Source organism: Dolomitihabitans soli, assembly GCF_022213955.1.
Lineage (GTDB): Bacteria > Actinomycetota > Actinomycetes > Streptosporangiales > Streptosporangiaceae > Streptosporangium_A > Streptosporangium_A soli.
In genome coordinates this window covers 117,677-141,772 of sequence record NZ_JAKNTW010000020.1, presented here as the reverse complement: position 1 = coordinate 141,772, position 24,096 = coordinate 117,677, and the positions used below count along the sequence as shown (strand labels likewise).

Genomic DNA, 24,096 nt, shown 5'->3' with positions numbered 1-24,096 from the left:
GTTGACCATGACTGGCATACCACTAATCCCGCTCTTGCTCGCCGACCCGGCCGTGCCGCCGAGGGTTCCGGAGCGTGAGCACCTGCACATTCCAGCCGAGGGGTGGTCCCGATGAAGGCTCCCGACCGCAGAACGGTGTTGCTGGCGGCGGGCTCCACCGTCGCGTACCTGCTGACCGCGGGGACCGCGTCCGCCGCCGCGTCGGCGGGGTCGGCGGTGCCGGGCGCGGACCGCGCCGCCGCCGACCGGCAGGCCGCGCGCATCCTCGCGGGCGTGCGCGAGCCGCGCTTCCCCCGCCGCCGGGTGCGCATCACCGACCACGGTGCGGTCGGCGACGGCGTGACCGACTGCACCGCCGCCATCCGCGACGCCGTGGCGGCCTGTGCCGCGGCCGGCGGCGGCCGTGTGATCGTCCCGCCCGGCGACTGGCTGACCGGCGCGGTGCATCTGCGCGACCGCATCGACCTGCACCTGGAGGAGGGCGCCACGCTGCGCTTCAGCCGGGACCCGGCCGCGTACCTGCCGGCCGTGTACACGCGCTACGAGGGAACGGAGTGCGTCAGCTACTCGCCCTTCATCTACGCGCGCGGCTGCCGGAACATCGCGATCACCGGGCGCGGCGTGATCGACGGTCAGGCCGACGCCGAGCACTGGTGGAACTGGACCAAGGGCGTCGACGGCGGCCCCTCGGTCGAATCGGCGGCCAAGAAACAACTGCTGGCCTGGGGAGAGGCCGGCACACCCGTCGAGGAGCGGGTCTTCGGCGCCGATCTCCGCCTGCGGCCCAACCTGATCCAGTTCTACGAGTGCCGCGACATCCTCATCGAGGGGGTCACCGTCCGCGACTCCCCGATGTGGAACATCCACCCGGTGCTGTGCCGTAACGTCACCATCCGCTCGGTGACCGTGGACAGCCCGCACGGCCCCAACAACGACGGCTGCAACCCCGAGTCCTGCGCCTACGTCCTCATCCAGGACTGCCTGTTCGACACCGGTGACGACTGCGTCGCCTTCAAGGCCGGCAAGAACGCCGACGGGCGGCGGGTCAACGTGCCCTGCGAGCACGCCCTCGTCGAGCGGTGCGAGATGCGCAACGGGCACGGCGGCGTCACCATCGGCAGCGAGACCACCGGTGGCGTGCGCGACATCCTCGCCCGCGACTGCCGGATGGACAGCCCCGACCTGGACCGCGCGATCCGGATCAAGTCCAATCCGCTGCGCGGCGGTTACGTGCGCGACATCACCTGCCATGACATCACGGTCGGCCAGGTCGGCGAGACCGTCATCGAGGTGGCGCTCAACTACGAGCGGGTGGACGTCGGCGACTACTACCCGGACGTGCGGAACATCTCCGTGCACCGGCTCACCGCCCAGAACGGCCCGCGCGCCTGGACCCTGCTCGGCAACGACGCCAACCCCATCCGCGACGTGTCGTTCAGCGACTGCGACTTCGTGGCGATGACCGGGCCCAACGAGCTGCGGAACGTGACGGGTCTGGTGCTGCGGCGGGTGCGGATCAACGGGGAGTACGTCCCGGACTCGGCGGCGGCCCGCAAGGAGGTCACGTCCTGATGGGCGACTGGAAGGAGGCGGACGCCATCGTGGCGCGGGTGCGCCGGCCGAACTTCGCCGACCGCACCTTCACGATCACCGACTTCGGCGCCCGGGGCGACGCGGGCACCGACTGCACGGCGGCCATCCGCGACGCGATCACGGCCTGCCACGACGCGGGCGGCGGCCGGGTGCGGGTCCCCCCGGGGACGTACGCGACCGGGCCGGTACGGCTGCGCAGCCACGTCGAACTGCACCTTGAGCAGGGCGCGACGCTGCTCTTCAGCCGCGACCCGGCCGCCTACCTGCCGCCGGTCCTCACCCGGTTCCAGGGCGTGGAGTGCTACGGCTACTCGCCGTTCGTCTACGCCCAGGGGCAGCGTGACGTGGCGATCACCGGGCGCGGCGTCCTCGACGGGCAGGCCGACGAGGAGCACTGGTGGCCCTGGTCCGGGCAGGCCGAGTTCGGCTGGCGGCCCGGCATCCGGCAGCAGGAGGACGACTGGCCGAGCCTGTGGCGGCAGGCGGAGGACGGCGAACCGGTGGAGCGGCGGGTGTACGCCCAGGGCCACCGGTTCCGGCCCAACTTCGTGGAGTTCCAGAGCTGCCACGGCGTGCTCGTCGAAGGCGTGACGATCGTGCGCTCCCCGATGTGGGAGATCCACCCCGTGCTCTGCACCGGTGTCCTCATCCAGGACGTGACCATCGACAGCCCCGGCCCCAACAACGACGGCATCGACCCGGAGTCGTGCCGGGACGTGGTGATCCGCCGCTGCGACATCACCGCGGGCGACGACTGCATCGCCATCAAGTCGGGCCGCGAGGCCGACGGCCGGCGGGTGAACACCCCCAGCGAGAACATCGTGATCGAGGACTGCGTGCTGCGGCACCGGTACGGCGCGATCACCCTGGGCAGCGACATGACGGGCGGCATCAGGAACGTCTACGTGCGCCGCTGCCGGATCGGCGGCCCCGGGCTCTACTTCGGTCTCTACATCAAGACCAACTCGGTGCGCGGCGGCTTCGCCGAGAACATCCAGCTCGCCGACATCACCGTCACCCATCTCACCAAGGAGTTCCTCACCTGCGACTTCCATCGCGGGGAGGGCGACAGCGGCGACTTCCCGCCGCTCGTCCGCGACATCGGGATCAGCGACGTCACGGTGGGCCACGCCCGGCGCGCGGTGCTGGCCCGCGGCTACGAGCACGCGCCCATCCGCGACCTGCGGCTGTCCGGCTGCCACTTCACCGCCGTGGACGAGCCGGACCGGGTCGAACACGTGCACGGCCTCGTACGGGAGGGGGTCACCGGTGGACACCGGGAATGAGCCCGAGCACGACCGGGGGGCACGCCCGGGGAACGAGCACGACCGGGGGGCGCAGCCGGGGAACGAGCCCGGCCGTTACGACTACTGCCCCTGGGAGTTCTGGAGTACGGCCGGCGAGGAGCAGCGCGCGGAGCAGCTGGAGCACCAGCGGCGGCTGGCCGGCCGGATCGAGGCGGAGGGCGGCGAGGCCGAGCTGGGGGAGCGGGTCTTCGTCTCGCCGTGGGCGGGAGTGCACCCCCGGCGGCTGCGACTGGGCGACCGCTCCTACATCGGCGCGCACGCCGTGGTCACCGACGACGTGCGGATGGGCGCCCACTGCACGCTCAACCCCTTCAGTACGGCGCGCGGCACGCTGCGGCTCGGCGACGGGGTACGCGTGGGGGCGCACACCTCGCTGCTCGGCTTCAACCACACTTTCGCGCCCGACACCCCCGTGCACCGGCAGCCTCTCGTGTCCAAGGGGATCGTGATCGGCGACGACGTGTGGATCGGCTCGAACGTGGTCGTCGTCGACGGCGTGACCATCGGCGACCACTGCGTGATCGGCGCGGGCTCGGTGGTCACCCGGGACCTGCCGCCCTGGTCGGTCGCCGCGGGCAACCCGGCGCGCCGGCTGCGTGACCGGCGCGACACGGGACGCGATACGGGACGCGATACGGGAACGGCACGGCCGGCGGGCCTGGACGCCCGGTTGGAGCGGTTCGCCGCGCGCGCCCGCGAGCAGGCGCAGGACGTCCTGCTCCGGTGCCGCGACGGCGACACCTGGATCGACCGGCCGGGCGCCGGCCGTACGGTGCGGGCGGTGTGCGACGCCGTGGAGGTGTCCGCGCTGCTGCTGGACGGGCCTCCGCCGGGATCGGACGGGCCGGAGCTCGCCGAGCGGCTGCGTGCCCTGCAGGACCCGGCCACCGGGCTGGTCCCGGAGTACGCGGCCGGGCCGCCCTCACTGGACGACGACACGGCGATGTACCACATCCTGTCCGTCGGCTACGCCCTCGACCTGCTGGGTTCCCGGTTCGCGCACCCGCAGCGCGCGGTCACGGAGCTGACCGCCGAGCGGCTGACGGAACGGCTGGACGCCCTGCCGTGGCGGACCGAGGCGTGGCGGTCGGGCCATTGGGTGGACGGGATCGGCACCGCGCTCCGGCGTGAGCTGGACGTGTCCGGCCGCCGCGCGCCGGCCGCGGACGCGCTGTTCGGCTGGCTGCTCACCCGCGCCGACCCGGTGCACGGGTTGTGGGGGCAGCCGCGCGGGTCCGACCGGTGGCGGCAGCCGGTGAACGGCTTCTACCGTGTCACCCGCGGCACGTTCGCCCAGTTCGGGCTGCCCCTGCCCTACCCGGAGCGGACCGTGGACACCGTGCTCACGCACAGCCGTGACCCGGCCTGCTTCGGCCCCGACCGGGGCAACGCCTGCGACGTCCTCGACGTCGTCCACCCGCTGTGGCTGTGCGCCCGCCAGACCGGGCACCGGATCGGGGAGGGCCGCGACTGGGCGCGCGCGCAACTGGAGCGGCTGCTCGGCCGGTGGCAGGACGGCGCCGGATTCTCCTTCGCCCTGGAGCCCGGCGCGCGCCCGCCGCACGTCGCCGGCCTGCAGGGCACCGAGATGTGGCTGGCGATCGCCTGGCTGCTCGCCGATCACCTGGGGGTCGGCGAGGCGCTCGGTTACCGTCCGAGAGGGGTGCACCGGCCGGAGCCGGCTCCCATCCGCAGCGCCTGCGACAGCACCTGAGCGGTCACCCACGACGGGTTCCAGGTGTTGGCCGTGCCACGGGTCTGCCAGTTCGTGGGGAAGAAGCCCTCGGCCTGCTCGCCGGGGTCGTCGAAGCCCCACTCCCCGGGGCGGGTGCAGATGCCCTGCCCGAAGGCGTGCAGCACCAGCTCGCCGAGCCTGCGGTAGACCCGGTTCCCGGTCAGCTCGCCGAGCCCGGCGAGCTCGCAGGCCGGGAAGAACACGTCGACGTGGTGGTTCTGCACGCTGACCCCCGGCCAGCCGGTCGTCTCGAAGCCGTGCTGGAACGGCGGGTTCCACTGGTAGACCCAGGTGAGCAGCCAGTCGGCGGCCTCCTCGGCCCAGTCGCGGTAGCGGTCCCGCCCGGTGAGCAGCAGGAGTTCGTACACGCACTGGAAGTAGGCCATGCCGCCCTCCTTGTCCTCGCAGGCGGCGTCGAGGGTGGCGCGGGCGAACGGGCGGGCGTAGTCGTCGGCGTGCCGGTGGCGGTAGTGCTCGACGAGTTCCTCGGCGCGCCGCAGCATCCGGGGCTCGCCGGTGACGCGGTGGGCCTTCAGCAGGGCCAGGACGCACGGCAGGCCGGCCGCCCCGGGATCGCCGGGCAGCGGCGTGCCGTCCAGCCGCCAGCCGAACGGCGGCACGGTGGCGCAGGCGGTGTCCACTCCGGCGGTCAGCGCCTGGATCCAGCGCGGCGGCACGGCGTGCCCGCGGGAGCGCAGGAGTTCGATGATGTCGGCCAGGTCGCCGAGCGTGTCGCCGTACGCCCGGGCGGAGATGAACTCCTTCTCGTCCCGCCGGAACCCGGACCAGGTCCGGTCCTCGGTGGCGTAGAAGCTCATCCGCAGGCCGGGCGGCGCGCCGGTCGCGCTGCCGTCGAGGTAGAAGTCCACGGCCCGCCGGCAGCGGTCGATCCGCTGGGGCAGGTCGGCGTCGAGGCCGATGCGGGCGTCGCACCAGGCGAGTTTGAGGCTCTGGCCGGTCCAGCCGTACATGAAGCCGGGGGTGTGGCCGGGGCCGGTGAACTTCAGGTAGCCGGCGGCGCGCTCGGCGTCGTGCCAGCGGCGGTCCAGCGCGGACGTCTTGTGGTGCACGATCTGGTCCAGGGTCAGCGGCCGGGCGCCCAGCGGGTCATAGAGATCCAGTCCCCGGCGCACGATTTCCCGGAAGCCGTGTCCCGGCTGCGTCGGGCGTCCCCAGTCGAGGGCGTGGCGGGTGCGGTGGACGGCGCCCGGCGGGAGGTCCCGGTAGCCGCCGTCGTAGGGGGCCGTGCGGTTCTTGTGGACGTACGCCGTGTCCGGCACGCCGTTGAACATCAGCGCGCCGCTCATCGCCAGCAGCGCCACACGGTCGCGCTGGACGGCGCCGAGGGAGCCCTCTCCGGGAGTCTCGGCGTAGAGGGTGGCATACCAGTTGCCCTCGGGTGTGGGCCACTCGGCGTGAGCACAGGGGATCGGCAGCCGGTGGTCCTCGACCACCAGGCCGCGCCCGGGGCCGACCCCGAGGCGCGGCACCACGCGGTCGCGCTCGGCCGACGGGTTGCCCCGGTAGAACACCTGCGGCAGGGTCACCGCCTCGGGCGTGCGGCACGGCAGGGGCAGCACCAGGCCGACGACGGCGTCCTGGTGCGTCGCGGCGCCCGGGTTGCGCCAGGTGATGTCGAGCAGCAGCAGGCCGCCCGCGAAGGCCAGGTCGAGCTCGACCGCCAGGCCGCCGATGCCGCAGGTCACCGCCAGTCCCTTCGCGGTGCGCCGGATCCGGGGGTCGCTCACTCCGGGCAGGGTGAGGTCCCAGGGGCGGCCGGTGGAGAAGGCGAGCATCTCGCTCAGGCGGGCGGTGAGACCGGCGTCGCCGTCGGCCGTCCGCCGGCAGGCGAACCGCACGTCGCCCGGCTGCTCGGTCAGTTCCAGGATCTTGTCGCCGTTCGCGATGCGGAACATTGACAACTCCTATCCGTCATAGGTGTTGACCGTTGAAGTCCAGCGGGACGATTATGGCATGCAAGTGGTATGCCAGTGGAGTACCTACTGCTGACCCCCTTCAGGAGGCACGAAGCATGCACCAGACCCCCCAGGACGGCGACGGTTCCCGGTTCGGACTGAGCCGCCGGCGGTTCGTGACGGCCGGAGCGCTCGCGGGCGGCGCGGCGATGGCCGGCCTCTCCGTGCCGGCCACCGCGCGTGCGGCGACCCGTGCGGCGGCCTGCGTCCAGATCCCGAACAAGTACGGCACGCCGTTCGAGGTCTGCGACGACGAGCTCTTCATCTTCATGGCCAACTACAAGCCCTTCGAGAACGAGGGCTTCTTCGACAGGGTCATCGGCGACAAGCTCAGAGCGGCGTTCCCGGGCCTGAAGATCAAGGCGGCCGCCTGGGACTACCCGATCCGCTACGAGGACCTGGAGAAGGCCGGCGTGGTGCCGGACATCATCATCGAGGACCCGCGCCGGCGCATCGACCGCGACCTGGAGCCCCGAGGCTGGGTCCGCGACCTCACCGACGACCTCAGGACCTCCGGGATCGACGTCGGCTCGCTCAACAAGGGCGCGGTCGAGATGGTCAAGTCGCGCTCCGACGGGGGGATCTACGGCGTTCCGCTGTTCGTGGACGAGTTCGTGCTCTTCCACAACAAGAAGATCTTCGACATGCAGGGCCTGCGGACCCCGTCGAACGGCATCACCTACGACGAGGCGTTCCGCCTCGCCAAGAAGCTCACGTTCGAGAAGGACCTGACGGCGTACAAGGGCTACCTGCAACACCCCGACCTGTACCTGGAGTACAACCAGCTCGGCCTCTACCCCTTCCTGCCCACCGGCAGCGAGAGCCCGAAGCCCGAGGACGTCAAGATCGGCATCACCTCCAAGGGCTGGCAGCAGCTCGGCGCGAACATGGAACGCTTCCTGCTGCTGCCGCGCAACATCTTCACCACCGTCGACGACTACCTGCTGACCGGCCACGTGGCGATGGCCGTGGACAGCCTGTGGAAGCTCAACGCCTACGCGCTCAGCCCGCACTACCTCCAGGCGGACGACGCCGAGGAGTGGCGTGAGCTGAGGAAGAACGTCGAGCTGGGCGTCTCCTCCGTCCCCGTCCTGGGCAGCGGGCAGAACTCGATCTACCAGCCCAACACCATCGCCGCCTTCCTGCCGCCGCAGTCGACCAAGAAGGAACAGGCGCTCGCGGTCCTGAAGTGGCTGGTGTCCCAGGACGGGCAGATCGAGCTGTCCAAGCACGGCATGAAGCCCGCCCTCCAGTCCGACGCCGTCAAGTCGGCGTTCGGCGCCCAGATCCCCGAACTGGCCGGGGTGGACACCTCGGGCGTCTTCTGGGGCGACAACGCCGTGATCAAGGACTACCAGCAGACCGAGTACTGGGACATCCCCATGTACATGGTGTTCCGCCAGCACGTGCTCAAGGACGGCCTCTCGGTCCGCTCGGCGCTCACCGTGGCCGAGACCCGGGACATCCCGAACTACATCAAGGCCCAGGCGGCCTCCGGCAAGGACTGGTAACCACCACGTCCGGCGGAGCCGCGCCGCGAGGTACGGCTCCGCCGCGTCCACCGAGCCGGCCCGGGCGGAGCCGTACGGTCCGGGCCGACCCGGGCGGAGCCGTACTGCCCGGAATCGCGGGACACGGCTCCGGCGGAGCCCGGCGGAGCCGTAGGCGGGGGACGGCTCCGCCGGGGACACCGGATCAGACCCGGCTCCGGCGGCTCAGGCCCGGCGCAGCCGTATCGCGAGGTACGGCTCCGCCGGGAGCTCCACCTGGAAGGCGCCCGTCCAGGTGCCGTCGAGCGGGCGGGTGGTCATGTTCCAGGTGTCGATGACGTCCACCCGCCAGTCGCCGGACAGGTCGAAGGGGCGGCGCGGATAGCGGTGCGGGCCGAGGTACTGAAGCCCGTACTCTCCCGGCGCCTCCAGCGTCGAGGCGTCGTACGTCTCCGGGGTGTGCGCCAGGCCGGGCGGGGCCTCCTCCAGGATCGCGCGCAGGAAGGCGATGCGCGGCGCGCTCACGCCGCGCAGCCGGCCGCCCCGCCGCTTCCACGGGTCCGGGCCGTACGCCTCGCCGTGCGCGACGTAGCCGCCGCGGCACACGCCCTCCCAGACACGCGACACCATCTCCCGCCCGTACAGGGCGTCCGCCGGCTCCTGGACGTCGCCCTCCGCGCCGCAGTCGTCGATGAGCACCGGCTTGCACAAGTGCTCGACCAGGCCGGACACGGCCCGCGCCTGCGGGTGACGCACGGAGGCGTGGGTGATCCAGGGCGCGCCGAAGTCGGTGCCGACCGGGCCGTGCACGGTGAGCGGATGACGGCCGTGGTCGTACTCCTGGATGTCGGTCTGCGTCTCGTGGTCGGCCGGGGCGCACCACCACACGTTGGGGTGGCCCGCGAGCCGCGACACCGTCTCCCGGACGTCCCTGCCGTGCAGCATCACCTCGGCCTGCACACCGATCGCGCCCAGCGCGCCGACCTGCTGGTCGAGCCGGTCGAGCGGGAGCGCGGCCGACGCGGTCAGCCGGACCCGGTTGAACGGCGAGCCGGCCAGCTCGCGCAGCGTGCCCGGGTCGGCCTGCGGCACGGAGGTGGTCCAGGGGTGGAAGGGGGTGCCGTCGTGGTGCCGGAACCGCGTTCCGTCGATCCGGACGGGGCCGTGGTCGGGGGTCATGTCGCCTTCCGGAGCCGCAGGGCCAGGTCGGGGCGGTGGTCCAGGGGGACGCGGACCCGGTCGCGGTGCGGGCCGGGCAGCGGGGTGACGGTCATCTCCCAGGTGTCGACGAGGTGCGCGTCCCAGGAGCCGTCGGGCAGGTCGATGTCGCGGTGGGCGTGCTGGCGGTCGCCGAAGTAGACGAACGTGTCCTCCGGCCCCTCCTCCCAGAGCCCGCGCAGGAAGGCGATCCTGGGCGCGGTGTCGCCGTGCAGCCGGCCGCCGCGCGAGACCCAGGCCGCCCCGTCCGGGTCCTGCTCCGGGTAGCACTCGCCGTGGCCGACGTAGCCGCCGGCCACCATGCCGTGCCAGAACTGGCGCAGCAGCGCGCGCGGGGTGATGTTGCCCCACCGGCGGCCGATCTTCCCCTCGTAGCCGATCTCGTCGAGCACGACCGGCTTGGGGCAGGCGGCGAGCCAGCCGGAGGTGAAGGTGGCGTCCCAGTGCTGGATGGACTGGTGGGTGGTCCAGGGCTTGCCGAAGTCGTAGATCCGCTCGTACTCGTACATCCGGGTGCCGTTGTGGATGGACCGCAGGTGCTGGTAGGGATCGGCGCGTTGCACCAACCGGCCGATGCGGTCCCAGTCCTCGACGGTCTTGGCGTTGTTGAAGTCGTACTCGTTGGCGATGGACCACCACACGTTGCGGTACGCCGCGAGGCGGGCGAGGGCGTATCTGACGAAGAAGGCGTCCTCGTCGGGGGTCATGTCGTCGACGCCCCAGTGCCCCCGGTCGTAGGGGTGGAAGAGCACGATGTCCGCCTCGACCCCCAGTTCGCGCAGGTCGCGCACGCGTTGCTCGAAGTGGGTGAAGAACACCGGGTCGAAGCGGGTCTTGTCGAGCGCCCCCGGCGTACGCCCGGGAAAGGGCAGCCGGGGCGGATCCATCGCCTGGGTCGGCAGCAGGCACATGCGGACCTTGTTGAACGGCGAGGTCGCGAGGCTGCGCAGGGTCTGCTCCTCCAGCTTCTCGTCCTCGTCGTGGGTCCAGTGGTAGCAGGTGGTGCCGAACGGCAGGTACGGCGAGCCGTCGGCGTACCGGAAGTGCCGGGGACCCGAGACGCGGACCGGGCCGTGGTTGCCGGGCCCGGCGGGGGTGCAGGTGAACCCGGCTTCGACGCCGTCGAGCCCGGCCGCGCTGGAACGGGTCGTGCAGGTCCAGTCGCCGGTCCTGTCCGGCATGAAGCGGACCCGGTAGACGCCGTCTCCGTCGTAGAAGCCGTCGGCGGGCACGACGCGGTGGCCATGGCGGAACTCCGCGCCGAACCGGACGTCCTGGTACGGATTTCCGTCCTGCGGGCCGTTGAGCGTCAGCTCGTACACGTCCCACATCTCGACGTTCGGTCCCGTCACGGGCGGCCCTCCCGGACCCAGTCCTCCGACACCGTCACGTGTTTGATCGTCTTGCGGAGGTAGGAGTAGGCGATGTGCAGCAGCCCGTCCCGGGTCTGCGTGACGCTCGGGTACGAGTAGCCGTACTCGGTGCCCCAGTACTCGTCGTCGGCGGTCTGCACGTCGCGCCGGAAGGGCCAGGTGCGGCCGCCGTCGTCGGACAGGGCGAGGGTCAGCGGGGTGCGCAGCGCCTTCTTGCGCCGTCCGGCTCCCGAGCCGACCCAGCGGAACTCCCCGCGTTCAAGGCTCGCGTGGTTGTAGATCAGCGCGAGGGAGCCACCGCTCAACCGGGTCAGCTGCACCGCCGAGTTGTTGTTGGGCAGGTCGGTACGGACGGGCGGCGTCCACGTGCGGCCGCCGTCCACCGACTCGGCGGCGTGCACGCGGTCGGCCGCGCGGCTGCGGAACATCGCGAAGAGCGACCCGTCGTCGCGCCGGACCGCGGTCAGCTGCACCAGATGGTCGGTGCCGGGCAGGTCGATCTCCTTCCAGCCGTCACCCCCGTCCTCGCTGACCAGGACGGTGCTGTGCTCGGCGCCGCGGCGGCAGCGGTAGCCGGGCAACAGCCAGGTGCCGTCGTCGAGGTCGAGAGGGGGATTGCGGACGAAGACGCCGGGCCCGTCGGCCAGCACGCGGGGCGCGTCCCAGGTGCGGCCCTCGTCGGCGGAGGTGCGGGCGACGAGGCGGGCGGTGGTCTGGTCGTGCGGTTCGTTGGAGGGATGGAAGAGCCAGACGGTGCCGTCAGGCCGCTGGGCCAGCACCGGGTTCTGCTCCGCCCGGTCGGGATCGGCCGACAGCGCCATCGGGGTGCTCCAGCGGCCGGTGCCCCGGTCCAGCCGCGACAGCACGACGTTCGTGTCACGGTCGCCCTCGTCGGGGCCGTTGAACCAGGTGCACAACAAGTCGCCGCCCGCGAGTTCCAGGAGGTTGGCGGCGTGGCTGTCGCCGGGATGCAGGACGGGCAACAGCGCCTCACCGAGCACGCCGTCGCTCGCGGACGGGCGGACGACACCGTCGAACCGGGGGTCGCTCAAGATTCTTCGACTCCTTTCAGGTCCAGCTCTCCGGCGAAGTGGCAGGCCGCCGTACGGCCCGGCCGGATCTCGCGCAGAGCCGGGATCTCGGTGCGGCAGCGGTCCTCGGCGTAGAAGCACCGCGGGTGGAACGGGCAGCCGGCCGGGATCCGCGATGGGTCGGCGACCTCGCCCTTCAACACGATGCGTTCCCGCCGCCGTCTGCTGGGGTCCGGGTCGGGGACGGCCGACAGCAGCGCCTCGGTGTAGGGGTGCAGCGGCCGGCCGTACAGGTCGTCGGTGTCGCCGGTCTCGACGACCCGGCCCACGTACATCACCGACACCTCGTCGGCCATGTACTCCACCACGCCCAGGTCGTGCGAGATGAAGAGATAGGTGAGGTCGGACTCCTCCTGGATGTCCTTCAGCAGGTTGAGGATCTGGGCGCGGATCGAGACGTCCAGCGCGCTGACCGCCTCGTCGGCCACCACCAGCCGGGGCGCGAGCGCGAGCGCGCGGGCGATGCCGACGCGCTGACGCTGGCCGCCGCTGAACGCGTTCGGATAGCGGTGCAGGTATTCGGGGCGCAGCCCGACGCGGCGCAGCAGGTCGGCCACCCGCTCCTCGGTCTCCGCCGCGGAGAGACCCAGGTTGACCCGGAGGGGTTCGCCGACGATCTGCAGCAGCGTCATCCGCGGGTTGAGCGAGGCGAACGGATCCTGGAAGATCAGCCGGATCTCGCTGCGGTACGGCTTGAGCGCGCGCTCACCGAGGGCGGCCAGATCGACGACGCCGCCGTCGGGACGGTGGTAACGGATCTCCCCGGAAGTCGGCTCGTACACCCGCAGCAGGCAACGGCCCAGCGTGCTCTTGCCGCAGCCGGACTCCCCGACCAGCGCGACGGTACGGCCCGACCGGATCCGCAGATCGACGCCGTCCACGGCGCGGACCTGGCCGACCGTACGGCCGAGCAGCCCGCGGCGGATGGGGAAGTGCTTGGTCAGGCCGCGCGTCTCCAGCAACGCGGTGTCCTCGCGCGAGGCGAGCGGGGTCGTCATGCCGAAACCTCCTCGTACAGCAGGCAGCTGACCACGCGGGAGGGCTCGGGGCCGGGCACGGGCGACGGCACCGTCACGTCACAGCGTCCGGCGATGAACTCATCACAACGTGGGTGGAACGGGCAGCCGGGCGGCCGCCGGTAGGCGTGCGGCACCATGCCGCGCACCGGCTGGAGCCGTTCCCGGGAGCGGGACCCCAGCTTGGGCACCGACCGCAGCAGCGCCTTGGTGTACGGGTGCCGCGGCTCGCGGAACACCTCGGCCACCGGCCCGCGCTCGACGACCGAGCCCAGATACATCACCGCGACCTCGTCGGCCATCTGGGCGGCCACCCCCAGATCGTGCGTGATCAGCATGACCGCCATCCCCGTGTCCTGCTGGAGCGAGCGCAGCAGGTCGAGGATCTGGGCCTGGGTGGTGACGTCGAGCGCGGTGGTCGGTTCGTCGGCGATGAGCAGCTCGGGACCGCAGGCCAGGGCCATCGCGATCATCGCGCGCTGCAGCATGCCGCCGCTCATCTGGAACGGGTACTCGTCGGCCCGCCGCTCCGGCGCGGAGATGCCGACCCGGCCGAGGAGTTCGACCGTGCGTTCGCGCGCCTCCGCCTTGGTGACGGACTCGTGCAGCATGATCGCCTCGCCGATCTGGTTGCCCAGCGTGTGCATCGGGCTCATCGACGTCATCGGCTCCTGGAAGACCATCCCGACGCGTTTGCCGCGCACGGAACGCACCACGCGGGCGTCGGCGGTCACCATGTCGGCCATACCGTCTGTGCCTTCTGTGCCGTCGCCCGTGCGCACCCAGATGTGCCCGCCCGTGATGCGGCCCGGTCTGTCGATCAGCCGCAGCACGGAACGGGCCATGACGCTCTTGCCGCACCCGGACTCGCCGACCACGGCGAGCACCTCGCCGCGCCGGATGTCGAGGTCCACGCCGTCGACGGCGTGTACGACGCCGTCGTCGAGCTCGAAGTGCGTGTGCAGGTCCTCGATCCGGAGGACCGTCTCGTCGGATGCGGCCACGTGTGCTCCTACTGCTTGTACGGGTCGGCGGAGTCGCGCAGCCCGTCGCCGACGAAGTTCATGGCGAGCACGGTGACCAGGACCGCGACGCCCGGGATCAGCAGCCAGGGGGCCGTCTCCACCGCCCTGATGTTCTGCGCCTCCTGCAGCAGCACGCCCCAGCTGACGGCGGGGGACTGCAGGCCGAGACCCAGGAAGCTCAGCGCGGTCTCGGCGAGGATCATCCCCGGCACCGCCATCGTGAGCGAGGCGATGACGTGGCTGGACATGGACGGCACCATGTGCCGGAAGATGATGCGGCCGCGACCGCACCCGTCCAGGCGGGCCGCGACCACGAAGTCCTCCTCGCGCAGGGAGAGGAACCGGCCGCGCACCACCCGAGCCAGGCCCGTCCACCCGATCACCGACAGGATCGTGGTGATCGCGAAGTAGCGCATCAGCGGCCCCCAGTCGGAGGGGACGGCCGCCGAGAGCGCGAGCCACAGCGGCAGGGTCGGAATGGCCATCAGGAACTCGATGATCCGCTGGATGATGGTGTCCGGGACGCCCGAGTAGTAGCCGGAGATGCCGCCGAAGAACAGCCCGAGCACGAAACTGACGGCGACGCCGATGAGCCCGATGGACAGCGACACCCGCGCGCCGTGGATGATGCGCGAGAACACGTCGCGGCCCGCCCGGTCCGTGCCGAGGAAATAGACCTTCTGCGCCGGGTCGGCCGAGCCGATGAGGTGCCGGTCCCAGGGGATGAGCCCCCACATGTGGTAGGAGTCGCCGCGGGCGAAGAACGTGATCGGGACGCGCTGCCGGGGGTCGATGGTGTGGATCTGCTCGAAGGTCTCCGGATCCCGTTCGGTACGGAAACCGTTGACGTACAGCTGCACCCCGTTGTCCCAGCTGAGGTCCACCTGCACCAGCTGCGGCGGCGCGTACGTGTGCCTCTCGTCGACGGCGCTCGGCGAGCCCGGGGCGAGGATCTCGGCGAAGGCGACGACGAAGTAGGCGAACAGCATGACGATCGCGCCGGCCACGGCCAGTTTGTGCTTGCGGAATTTCCGCCACACCAGCCGCCAGGGGGAGGCCCGCCCGGCCTCGGGGTCGAAGTCGTCCGCCTGCGGCGACGTGTGTTCCGACTGCATGAGCATCTGTCACCCTCCCTGGTACCGGTGCCGGATCCTGGGGTCCCACCAGGCGAGGACCAGGTCGCTGATCAGGGTCCCGATGACGGTGAGGGTGGAGAGGATCAGGATGAAACTGCCGACCAGATACATGTCCTGGTTCTCGACCCCGCTGAGCAGCAGCGGCCCGGTGGTCGGCAGGCTCATCACGATGGAGATGATGGTCTCGCCGCTGATGAGGCCGGGCAGCAGCCAGCCGACCGTGCTGAAGAACGGGCTGAGCGACATCCGCACCGGATACTTGACGAGCAGCTTCCACTCCGGCAGCCCCTTGGCGCGGGCCGCCACCACGTACGGTTTGTAGAGCTCGTCGAGCAGGTTGGCGCGGGTGATCCGGATCAGCCCGGCCGTCCCGGATAAACCGATGATGAGGATCGGCAGCCACAGATGGCCGGCCAGGTCGAGGACCTTCCCGAGGTTCCAGGCCGCGTCCTGGTACTCGGGGGAGAAGAGACCTCCGGGGCTCTGCCCGAAGTAGCGCATGCCGACCCACATCAGGACCAGCGCGAGCAGGAACTCCGGGACGGCCATCCCCAGGAAGCCGAAGAAGGTGGCCAGATAGTCACCGGCCGAGTACTGACGCACCGCGGACAGGATGCCGATCGGGAAGGCGATGGCCCACACGAACAGCAGCGTGGAGAGGGACAGGAAGAAGGACAGGCCGACCCGGTCCCAGATGAGGTCCGCGACCGGGCGGCTGTTCCAGGCGAAGGCCTGGCCGAAGTCGCCGTACAGCAGGATGTTCGAGATCCACTTCAGGTACTGGGTGAAGAACGGCTGGTCGAGCCCGTACCGCGCGCGCAGCGCGACCAGTACGGAGTCGTCCAGCATCTCGCCGCGGCTCTCCGCCTGGGCCTGAAGGGTGGAGACGTAGTCGCCGGGCGGCAGGCTGATGATGAAGAACGACGCCAGGGATACGGCGCCCAGCGTCAGCACCATCAGCAGCAGCCGACGCATGAGGTAGGACAGCATGCGTGCCCCCCTCAGGCAGTGCCCGAGATGAAGTAGGTGGAGGGGTTGCTGGGTCCCGGCGCCTGGTGCACCACGGCCCCGCTGAACCTCTTGGGCACGTTGTGCATGGTCCTCTTGACGATGCCGTACTCGCCGGGCGGCGTGGAGATGCCGATGTAGTAGAACTGCTCCTTCGTGATGGTGAGGACCTGCCGGGCGAGGGCGAGGGCCTGGGTGGCGTCGAAGGTGGCGCGCATCTCGTCGAAGAGGTCGAGCTGCTTCTGGATCTCCGCGGGCGGCTTCTCACCGTCTCTGCCGCCGCGGGTGTACCACCTGGCCCACGCGCCCCCGAAGCGGGACGAGCCGCGTGGGTTGTTCGGCACGTAGTAGTGGTTGCCGCCGGTGCCGGTGCGCAGCGCGAAGGGGCCTCCCGACCAGGTGGCGGCCTCCGACTCGCCGGCCTCGACCCGTTCCCAGTACAGCGTCTCGGCGACCCGCTGGACGTTGGCGTCGACGCCGACCTTCCGCCAGTCCTCGCGGATCAGGTCGAGCGCGTCGACGTGATCCGGCGAGTCGGAGACGACGAGCACGGTGAAGTTGACCGGCATGCCGTCCTTGACGAGCCGGATGCCGTCGCCGTTGCGCTTGGTGAATCCCGCCTTGTCGAGGAACTCGTTGGCCAGGTCGACGTCGTACGCGGTGTACTGCGAGCCGAGTTCGGCGTCCGACAGTTCGTCGCCGGGCACCGGCCCGCACTGCCAGGGCTTGCCCTGGCCGCCGTAGATCGTGTCGATGATCTTCTGGCGGTTGATCGCGTGCGACAGGCCGATCCGGAAGTCCTTGTTGCTGAAGAGCTTGCGCTTGTCCGGGTCGGGGTGGGTCTGGTTGAACCCGATGATCATGGTGTTGGCCAGGTCGGGAACGAAGTCGACCAGGTCGTAGCCGCCCTTGTCGCGGTTGCGGACGACCACCGGCTTGTTGCGGATCGTGCCGAAGTTGTAGAGCTGCATGTCCAGGTCGCCGTTGGAGACCTTCAGCACCTCCACCTCGACGTCCTGCACCACCTCGGCGATGACCCGGTCGATGTAGGGCAGCTGGCTGCCCTCCGGGTCCACCTTCCAGTAGTACGGGTTGCGTTCGGCGACCACGTTGCTGCCCTTGCCGACCTCGTTCTTGGCCACCCACGCGTTCAGGGTCGGCAGTTCCGGGTTGCCCCAGGGCTCGGTCCGGAGCGGGAGGTAGTCGATCCACCTGTCCAGGCCCGCCTTCTTGGCCAGGGCGTCCGCATCGGGGTTGTACTTCTTGTGGAACTGCTTCATGTAGTGCGCGGGCAGCAGCATCAGCACCCCGGAGGTGCCGGCGAGCTCCTCCATGAATCCCGGCTTGGGCTCCTCGTACGTCAGGCGCACGGTGAGATCGTCGACCTTCTCGAAACGGGCGGGCTTGCCCGACTTGGACAGCCACAGGTCGTACATGGACTCCGGGTGCAGCTCGGCGTTGACGTTGTAGTCGTCGAAGGCGAAGGCGAAGTCGTCGGTGACGACCGGCTTGCCGTCGGACCATTTCAGGCCCTTGCGCAGGGTGAACTCGAACGCCTTGCCGCCGTCCAGGACCTGGTACTTCTCGCAGATGTTCGGCAGGATCTCGGTCTGGGCGACGCCCTTCCATTCGGGCGCCCAGCTGACCAGCGGCTCATAGCCCATGCTGTAGCGCAGCCACATCATGTCCTCTTGGGTGAGCATGGCCGAGTGCCAGGTGCCGCCGTAGACGCCGCTCCGCTCCAGCGGGGTGACGACGAGCGGCTTGTCGGGCAGCCTGGCCGCGACCGCGGGCAGTTTGCCGTCGTCGGCCAGCTTCTTCAGCGAGGGCGCCTCCTTGCCCTTCGCCCCGGCCGTTCTCTCGGTTTCCGGCGCGGTCTCGAAGAACCCGCAGCTCGTCAGCGAGACGGCGGCGAGCAGGCCCGCGCCGGCTCGCAGCAGGGTGCGCCGATCCAGTGGGTCAGGAGTCATGTGGTCTCTCCTTTGTGTGCTGCCGCCTCCAGCTCGCGGATCATCGGCACCACGGTCGAGGAGAGGCGATGCCGCTCGTCCTCGTCCAGGCGGGCCAACGGGGGAGCGGCGTGTGACTCGTTGATGAGGCCGAGTGAGACGAGGACGAACTTGTAGGTGGTGACGAACGAGGAGAGGGTCGGCGCACGCCGTGCCGCCCGCATCGCCTCGAGAAGGTCCTCCAGTTGTTCCTGCAGTGCGCGGGCGCGCGCCCAGTTCCCGGCGCGAGCCGCGTCGTAGAGCGCGACCAGGGTCCGTGGAGTGACGTTGGCCAGCGAGGACGTGGCTCCGGCCGCGCCGGCGTACAGCGAGAGGTCGGTGAGGCTGCTGGCGCCGGTGAAGCACCGCAGGCCGGCCTCCTCGGATCCGCGCAGCAGCTGACGCAGCCAGGTCATGTCGCCCCCGCTGTCCTTGATGCCGCTCAGGACGCCCTCCCGGGCGAGGCGCAGCACGCAGTCGACGCTCAGGCTCGACTTGGTGAGCTGGGGCATGTGGTAGGCGAGGATCGGGAAGCCCACGGCCTCGGCGATCAGGCGATAGTGATCGAGTAGTTCCTCGCGCCCGTAGGTGGCGAAGTACGGGGCGATGACCGCGATCTCGTCCGCTCCGGCGTCGACGGCGGCCCGGGCGTGGTCCACCGCCAGGCGCGTGGCCGCGTCCCCGACGTGGGCGATGACCGGGATGCGACCGGCCGCCGCCCGCGCGGAGGCGCTCACCGCGAGCGCTCGATCCTCGGCGTTGAGGGCGTGGAACTCACCGGTGGTGCCGTTGATCCAGAGCCCGTGGACGCCCGATGCCACCAGGTGTTCGACGTGGCATTCCAGAGCGGACCGGTCGAGTGCCGCGGAAGCATTCATGGGTAAGACCGTCGGAGTGATGATTCCGTGCAGCAGATGTCTCGCCATTGTAACCTCGCTGGCATGTCAGTGGTATGCCATGAGTGTGTTAGTAGCTCCTTGAACCGTCAACCCCTCTGGGCCATGATTCCGTTGACGTCCTACAGTCCTGCGGACGCACGGCTCTCCGGCGGCATACCATGGAGCGGTAACGGATCTCTTAGTTTGGGACGGGGGAAGCGGCATGATCCGACCGCGAACGACAGCGACTCGGGAGGAGGCCCCGGTGCCGGAGCCGAGTCTTGAAGAGAGCCTGGAGAGCCGTGCCAGCCGGGCGATCATGGAGTGGCTGACCAAGGAGAACCCGGCGCCCGGCCAGGCCGTGCCGGTGCGGGAGTTCGCCAGGCGCCTCGGCATGAGCCGCACCCCGGTGCGGAGCGCGGTGGGCCGGCTCTACGAGCGCGGCCTGCTGGCGTACGACGCCTCGGTCGGCTTCACCGTCGCCATCCCGTCGCTCTCCAGCCTCTACGAGCTGTTCGAGCTGCGGCTGATGCTGGAGTCGCACGCCCTGCGCCTGTTCGCCGAGCGCACCGACCGCGAACCGCCGGCCCGGTTGCGGGAGCTCGTCGACGAGGCCGAGGCACTGGCCGCGCAGGCGCTGGCGGATCCGGGCCGCTACACCGAGTTCCGGGAGAACGACACCCGCTTCCACCGGGAGATCGTCAAACTGGGCAGCCTTCCCATGCTGCTGGAGCTGCACGAGGATCTGCACCTGAGCATCCACGTCACCCGCGCCGGAATGGAGGCGCCGATCACCGCCTCCCGGCTGAACATCGCCGTCGAGGAGCACCGCGCGGTGGTCGACGCCCTGGAGAGCGGCGACCGGATGCGCGCCCGGGATCTGCTGGAGGCGCACATACTGCGAGTCCGCGACCAGACGATCGCCTTCCTCGCCCGTCCCCGTATGTAGGAGGTTCCATGCACGGCCCGGTAGTCCCCTCCCCGGACGCGCACGTCGCGCACCGGCCACCGGACGACCCGCACATCCGGCTCACCGGCGGGCTGTGGCAGACGTGGCAGCACGTCAACCGCGCCACCAGCGTGCCGCTGGCCCTGGGCTGGCTGGAGAAGTCCGGCGCGCTGGCCAATTTCCGGATCGCCGCGGGCGAGGAGGAGGGCGCTCACCGCGGCCCCGTGTACGCCGACTCCGACGTGCACAAGATGCTGGAGACGGCGGCCTGGGAGCTCCAGTACGGTCCGGACGACACCCTGACCGCGTTCCTCTCCGATACGGCGAGCCTGCTGGAACGGGCCCAGCAGGACGACGGCTACCTCGACTCGCACTACCAGGTGGCCGAGCCGGGCCGCCGCTACACCCGCCTCGTCGACAGCCACGAGCACTACTGCGCGGGCCACCTCTTCCAGGCCGCCGTGGCCGCCTGCCGTACGACGGGCGGCGAGCGGCTGCTCGGGGTGGCGCGGCGGCTGGCCGACCACCTGTGCGCGGAGTTCCTGGCGGACGCCGGGCCCGGCCTGGACGGCCATCCGGAGGTCGAGACGGCACTCGTGGAGCTGTTCAGGGCGACGGGTGAGGAGCGCTACCTGACGCTGGCGGCGCGGATGGTCGAGCGGCGCGGGCACGGCCTGGTGGGACGGCACAAGCACGGTGCGCGGCACCGCCTCGACCATCTCCCGGTCCGCGAGGCGCCCGCCGTGACCGGTCATGTCGTACGGGCGCTCTACCTGGAGGCCGGGGCCGTCGACCTGGCCGCGGAGACGGGTGACACCGCGCTGCTGGAGGCGTCGGCCGCTCGCTGGGAGGACATGGCGGCGACCCGGACCTCGCTCACCGGCGGACTCGGTTCGCGGCACGTCGGCGAGGTGTTCGGCGAACGCTACGAGTTGCCGCCCGACCTGTCGTACAACGAGACCTGCGCGTCGGCGGCGAGCATCCAGTGGAGCTGGCGGCTGCTGCTGGCCACCGGCGAGGGGCGGTATGCCGACCTGGTCGAGCGCACCCTCTACAACGCGTTCGCCGCGGCCCGCTCGGTCGACGGCCGCACCTACTACAAGGGCAATCCGCTGCAACGCCGTCCCGACCACGCCGAGGCCGTCGGCGATCCGCGCTGCCGGGACGAGTGGTTCTGGTCGGCCTGCTGCCCGCCCTCGGTCACCCGGCTCGTCGCCTCGCTGCCGCACTACGCCTCGACCACCGCCGGCGACACCGTCTTCCTGCACCAGTACGCGCCGATGGAGCTGTCCTGCGCCCACGCCGGCGGCACCGTGGGCCTGCGGATCGACACGGACTACCCGTGGGACGGCGTCGTCACCGTCACCGTGGACCGCACCCCGCCCGGCGAGTGGGCGCTGGGGCTGCGGGTGCCGCCGTGGAGCACCCGCACCTGGCTGACGGAGCCGGGCGGCGCCCGGCGCGAGGTGGTCCCCGACGCCCAGGGCCGGGTCCTGGTACGGCGGAGCTGGCGAGCAGGGGAGCAGGTGGTGCTGGAGCTGGACATGACGCCGCGGCTGACCGTGCCGCATCCGCGGATCGACGCGGTACGCGGCAGCGCGGCCGTCGAGCGGGGCCCGCTCGTCTACTGCTTCGAGCAGGCCGACCAGCCCGCCGGCACGGAGGTCGACGAGCTGGCGCTGCCCGCCGGCGCCGAACTGCGGGTGCGCGACCACGCGGATCTGCCCGGCCTCGGCCGTACGGTGACCATCGAGGCGGACGGCCTGGCCGTCACCGGTGCGCACGAGGCCGGCCTGCCGTACCGCGCGCTGGGGGCCGTCGACGAGCGGCGGCCCGCCGTCGTCACCGCGGTGCCCTACTTCCAGTGGGACAACCGCGGTGACGGGGCGATGCGGGTGTGGGTGCCGCTCGTCAGTTCCTGATCCTCAGTTGGCTGAACGTCGCCGTGGTGTAGTGCGCGACGGCGTTCGCCTCCTTGTTCCCCTCCACCACCAGGCCGGCGTAGACCTGGTTGCCCATCGGGATGCGCTCGTAGCCGACCCGCGTCCACTGCAGGGAGTCCGGGGAGACCTCGGAGGTGAACTCGTCGCCGCGCAGGGTGATGCGCAGCCAGTACGGCCGGTCGTTCAGCACCTCGTCCTCCTCCCACGGGTAGTTGCCGACGTTCATCTCGGTGCCGTAGGAGTGCATCCGCTTGGCGGTGGCCTTGATCCCGCCGCCCTCGGAGACGTAGATGCCCATCAGGCAGAACGGCGAGTCAGGCGTGAGGTTCTCGCGGATCATCAACCCGGCGAGCACGTCCTGGTACACCGCGCTGATCGAGTCGAGCCGCGCGATGATCTCCACCACCTCGTCGTCGGGGGCCTCGATCGCCCGGTAGACGAAGTGGCACGAGTCCTGGCGTCCCTTGACCTTCCCGGAGCCGCGGACGGTGTAGACGTTCTCGTCGTCCACCGCGGCGGCGCCCGCGATGGGCACCTTCCCGATGTCCATGGACGTCCAGGACCCCAGCGCGGTACTGCGGTTGACGTGCACCGGCACCATGCTCGACGTGGTGGTGGTGCCGGTGGTGTCGATGGCGCGCGCGGTGAGGTGGTGGGTGCCCTCGGGCGCGCCCGTCCACGCGACCGCGAAGGGAGCCGACGTGGACTCGCCGATCTTCTTGGCGTCGGCGTAGAACGCGACGGAGGCGATGCCCGCGCCGGCCGCCGCGGCGGCGTCGGCCCGCAGCGTGAGATCGGCGGTGCCGGTGGCGTTCACGAAGACCTGGTCGATGGCCGGGGAGGTGAGGGCGACGGTCGGGTTCGGGGCGCCGACGGGCACGATGGAGTTGAGGTAGCGCTCCAGGTTGCTGTAGCCGCTGGCGGGGTCGATGGCGCGGCCGTCCGCCGGGTCCTCGGGGTTCAGGCCCTGCGCGACCTCCCAGACGTCGGGGATGCCGTCGTGGTCGCTGTCGGCGGGGGCCTCGGTGGAGGCGAGCGGCACCACGCCGCCGACCTCCTTCTGGGAGTTGATCAGCCGTCCGGTGCCGTTGCGGACGTCGTTGATCAGCCGTGCGTCGACGGCGTCCCGGCGCGGCAGGATCGCCCCCGCGCCGCGCAGCACCGCCGCGTACGCGTCCCTGGGCGTCTGCGCCTGGATGGGGTCGGGGAACGTGAACGGCTCGGGCCTCAGCGAGATGCCCCCCGGCGGCAGGTCGATGCCGCGCCGGTTGTCGGCGGTGACCGCGTTGTTCCCCTCGACGACGTTGCCCGAGACGTGCCACAGGCCGCCGCGGTCGGGCGAGACGATCACGGGCGCGATCTCGGCCAGGGTGTTGGGGCCGGGTTTGTAGTAGTTGCCAATGATGTTGATGCCGTCGGCCCACTCGCCCCCGTAGCAGGAGGTGTAGCCATGGTTGTAGATCACGTTGTTGCGGTGGTCGACCTTGAGGGCCACGTCCTCGACGAAGCTGAAGCGCGGGTTGCGGCCGCCCTGGTGGACGAGCAGGTTGTGGTGGTACGTGACGTTGTCGCCGCCCCACAGCCCGCCGTAGCCGTGCCTGCCCTTCTCGTGGGCGGACATGGTGAGACCCTCGGAGATGATGCACCACTGCATCGTCATGTTCTCGTTCCCGTACGGCGAGCAGACCTCGTCGACCGCCCAGCTGAACGAACAGTGGTCGATGATGACGTTCTCGCAGCCCTCCATGCCGAAGGTGTCGATCGGGGTGCCCAGGGTGTCCGTGCCCCGGAACCGGATATACCGCAGGATGATGTTCTTGCGGTTCTCGATCTTCGTCTCGTTGCCGATGACACAGATCCCGTCACCGGGCGCGGTCTGGCCGGCGATGGTGATGTTCGACCCCAAGACGTCCAGGCCGCCCTTGAGTTCGATGTTGCCGGAGACCCGGAAGACGATCGTGCGGTTGCCGGCCGAGACCGCCTCGCGCAGCGAACCGGGCCCCGAGTCGGCCAGCGTGGTGACCTCGTACACGTCGTGGCCCCGGCCTCCGGTGGCATACCGCCCGCCGCCCTCCGCGCTCGGAAAGGCCAGGACGTCGCCCGCGGCCGCGGCGGCCACGGCCATCTTCCCGGCCGCGCGCGCCGCCGGGATCCCCATCGCGGCGGTACCGAGCATCGCGCCGGCCCCGACGACGAACGCCCGGCGGCCGAGCGCTCGATCCCCCGTGTCATCCGTCACGCTGTGCTGCTCGGTGGTCATCGGCGTCTCCCAGTGCTCAAAAGGGTGCTCAAAAGGGCGGTGAGGGTGTACGGCCGGCCGCTTCCGCGACCGGTCGGCGATAAGAAGATCGATGTGGTGCTCACGGGCTG

17 protein-coding genes are annotated in these 24,096 nt (G+C 70.9%); 6 read left to right on the top strand and 11 right to left on the bottom strand.

Features of this window, described 5'->3' with window-relative positions:
• Positions 1–111: 111 nt before the first annotated feature.
• From MBA17_RS32280 to MBA17_RS32270, 3 genes are read left to right on the top strand one after another with little or no spacing between them, the layout of a single operon-like run.
• Complete coding sequence (locus MBA17_RS32280) at positions 112–1,572, top strand: glycoside hydrolase family 28 protein (protein WP_238500574.1); 1,461 nt, start codon at positions 112–114, stop codon at positions 1,570–1,572.
• Positions 1,572–2,879 carry a glycoside hydrolase family 28 protein gene (locus tag MBA17_RS32275; RefSeq protein ID WP_238500572.1) on the top strand — a complete coding sequence of 436 codons (1,308 nt, stop codon included), beginning with the start codon at positions 1,572–1,574 and terminating at the stop codon, positions 2,877–2,879. The genes MBA17_RS32280 and MBA17_RS32275 overlap by 1 nt, the downstream gene beginning before the upstream one ends.
• Positions 2,863–4,614 carry an acyltransferase gene (locus tag MBA17_RS32270; protein ID WP_238500570.1) on the top strand — a complete coding sequence of 584 codons (1,752 nt, stop codon included), beginning with the start codon at positions 2,863–2,865 and terminating at the stop codon, positions 4,612–4,614. The genes MBA17_RS32275 and MBA17_RS32270 overlap by 17 nt, the downstream gene beginning before the upstream one ends.
• Here MBA17_RS32270 and MBA17_RS32265 read toward each other — a convergent pair.
• Positions 4,548–6,551 (bottom strand): glycoside hydrolase family protein, encoded by a 2,004-nt coding sequence (locus tag MBA17_RS32265; protein WP_238500568.1) that lies wholly within the window; start codon positions 6,549–6,551, stop codon positions 4,548–4,550. The genes MBA17_RS32270 and MBA17_RS32265 overlap by 67 nt on opposite strands.
• Before the next feature lie 116 nt (positions 6,552–6,667).
• Between MBA17_RS32265 and MBA17_RS32260 the strand changes: the two genes are divergently transcribed.
• Positions 6,668–8,122, top strand: a complete 1,455-nt coding sequence (locus MBA17_RS32260) for an ABC transporter substrate-binding protein (RefSeq protein ID WP_238500566.1) — start codon at positions 6,668–6,670, stop codon at positions 8,120–8,122.
• A gap of 204 nt (positions 8,123–8,326) precedes the next feature.
• On the opposite strand, the gene MBA17_RS32255 is transcribed toward MBA17_RS32260, so the two are convergent.
• From MBA17_RS32255 to MBA17_RS32215, 9 genes are read right to left on the bottom strand one after another with little or no spacing between them, the layout of a single operon-like run.
• Positions 8,327–9,280 carry a DUF5605 domain-containing protein gene (locus tag MBA17_RS32255; protein ID WP_238500562.1) on the bottom strand — a complete coding sequence of 318 codons (954 nt, stop codon included), beginning with the start codon at positions 9,278–9,280 and terminating at the stop codon, positions 8,327–8,329.
• Positions 9,277–10,671, bottom strand: a complete 1,395-nt coding sequence (locus MBA17_RS32250) for a DUF5060 domain-containing protein (RefSeq protein WP_238500561.1) — start codon at positions 10,669–10,671, stop codon at positions 9,277–9,279. Before MBA17_RS32250 ends, MBA17_RS32255 begins: the two co-directional genes overlap by 4 nt.
• Positions 10,668–11,744 carry a sialidase family protein gene (locus MBA17_RS32245; RefSeq protein WP_238500560.1) on the bottom strand — a complete coding sequence of 359 codons (1,077 nt, stop codon included), beginning with the start codon at positions 11,742–11,744 and terminating at the stop codon, positions 10,668–10,670. Before MBA17_RS32245 ends, MBA17_RS32250 begins: the two co-directional genes overlap by 4 nt.
• Positions 11,741–12,781, bottom strand: coding sequence for an ABC transporter ATP-binding protein (locus MBA17_RS32240; RefSeq protein WP_238500559.1), 1,041 nt, complete (start codon positions 12,779–12,781; stop codon positions 11,741–11,743). Before MBA17_RS32240 ends, MBA17_RS32245 begins: the two co-directional genes overlap by 4 nt.
• Entirely contained in the window at positions 12,778–13,803 is a 1,026-nt protein-coding gene (locus MBA17_RS32235; RefSeq protein ID WP_238500556.1) for an ABC transporter ATP-binding protein, read from the bottom strand. The genes MBA17_RS32240 and MBA17_RS32235 overlap by 4 nt, the downstream gene beginning before the upstream one ends.
• Positions 13,804–13,811: 8 nt before the next feature.
• Complete coding sequence (locus MBA17_RS32230) at positions 13,812–14,945, bottom strand: ABC transporter permease (protein ID WP_238500555.1); 1,134 nt, start codon at positions 14,943–14,945, stop codon at positions 13,812–13,814.
• Between the two features lie 3 nt (positions 14,946–14,948).
• On the bottom strand, positions 14,949–15,950 hold the full coding sequence (locus MBA17_RS32225; RefSeq protein WP_238500554.1) for an ABC transporter permease: 1,002 nt from the start codon (positions 15,948–15,950) through the stop codon (positions 14,949–14,951).
• An 11-nt stretch (positions 15,951–15,961) separates the two neighbouring features.
• Positions 15,962–17,938: an ABC transporter substrate-binding protein gene (locus MBA17_RS32220; RefSeq protein ID WP_238500553.1), complete on the bottom strand. Its 1,977-nt coding sequence runs from the start codon at positions 17,936–17,938 to the stop codon at positions 15,962–15,964.
• On the bottom strand, positions 17,935–18,882 hold the full coding sequence (locus MBA17_RS32215; protein WP_274386285.1) for a dihydrodipicolinate synthase family protein: 948 nt from the start codon (positions 18,880–18,882) through the stop codon (positions 17,935–17,937). Before MBA17_RS32215 ends, MBA17_RS32220 begins: the two co-directional genes overlap by 4 nt.
• A 217-nt stretch (positions 18,883–19,099) precedes the next feature.
• Here MBA17_RS32215 and MBA17_RS32210 point away from each other — a divergent pair, with 217 nt between their 5' ends.
• Positions 19,100–19,783 (top strand): GntR family transcriptional regulator, encoded by a 684-nt coding sequence (locus tag MBA17_RS32210; RefSeq protein WP_238500550.1) that lies wholly within the window; start codon positions 19,100–19,102, stop codon positions 19,781–19,783.
• Positions 19,784–19,791: 8 nt separating this feature from the next.
• Positions 19,792–21,705 (top strand): glycoside hydrolase family 127 protein, encoded by a 1,914-nt coding sequence (locus MBA17_RS32205; RefSeq protein WP_238500548.1) that lies wholly within the window; start codon positions 19,792–19,794, stop codon positions 21,703–21,705.
• Here MBA17_RS32205 and MBA17_RS32200 read toward each other — a convergent pair.
• Positions 21,695–23,986 carry an Ig-like domain-containing protein gene (locus MBA17_RS32200; RefSeq protein ID WP_238500547.1) on the bottom strand — a complete coding sequence of 764 codons (2,292 nt, stop codon included), beginning with the start codon at positions 23,984–23,986 and terminating at the stop codon, positions 21,695–21,697. The two genes, MBA17_RS32205 and MBA17_RS32200, sit on opposite strands and share 11 nt — an antisense overlap.
• Positions 23,987–24,096: the final 110 nt, after the last annotated feature.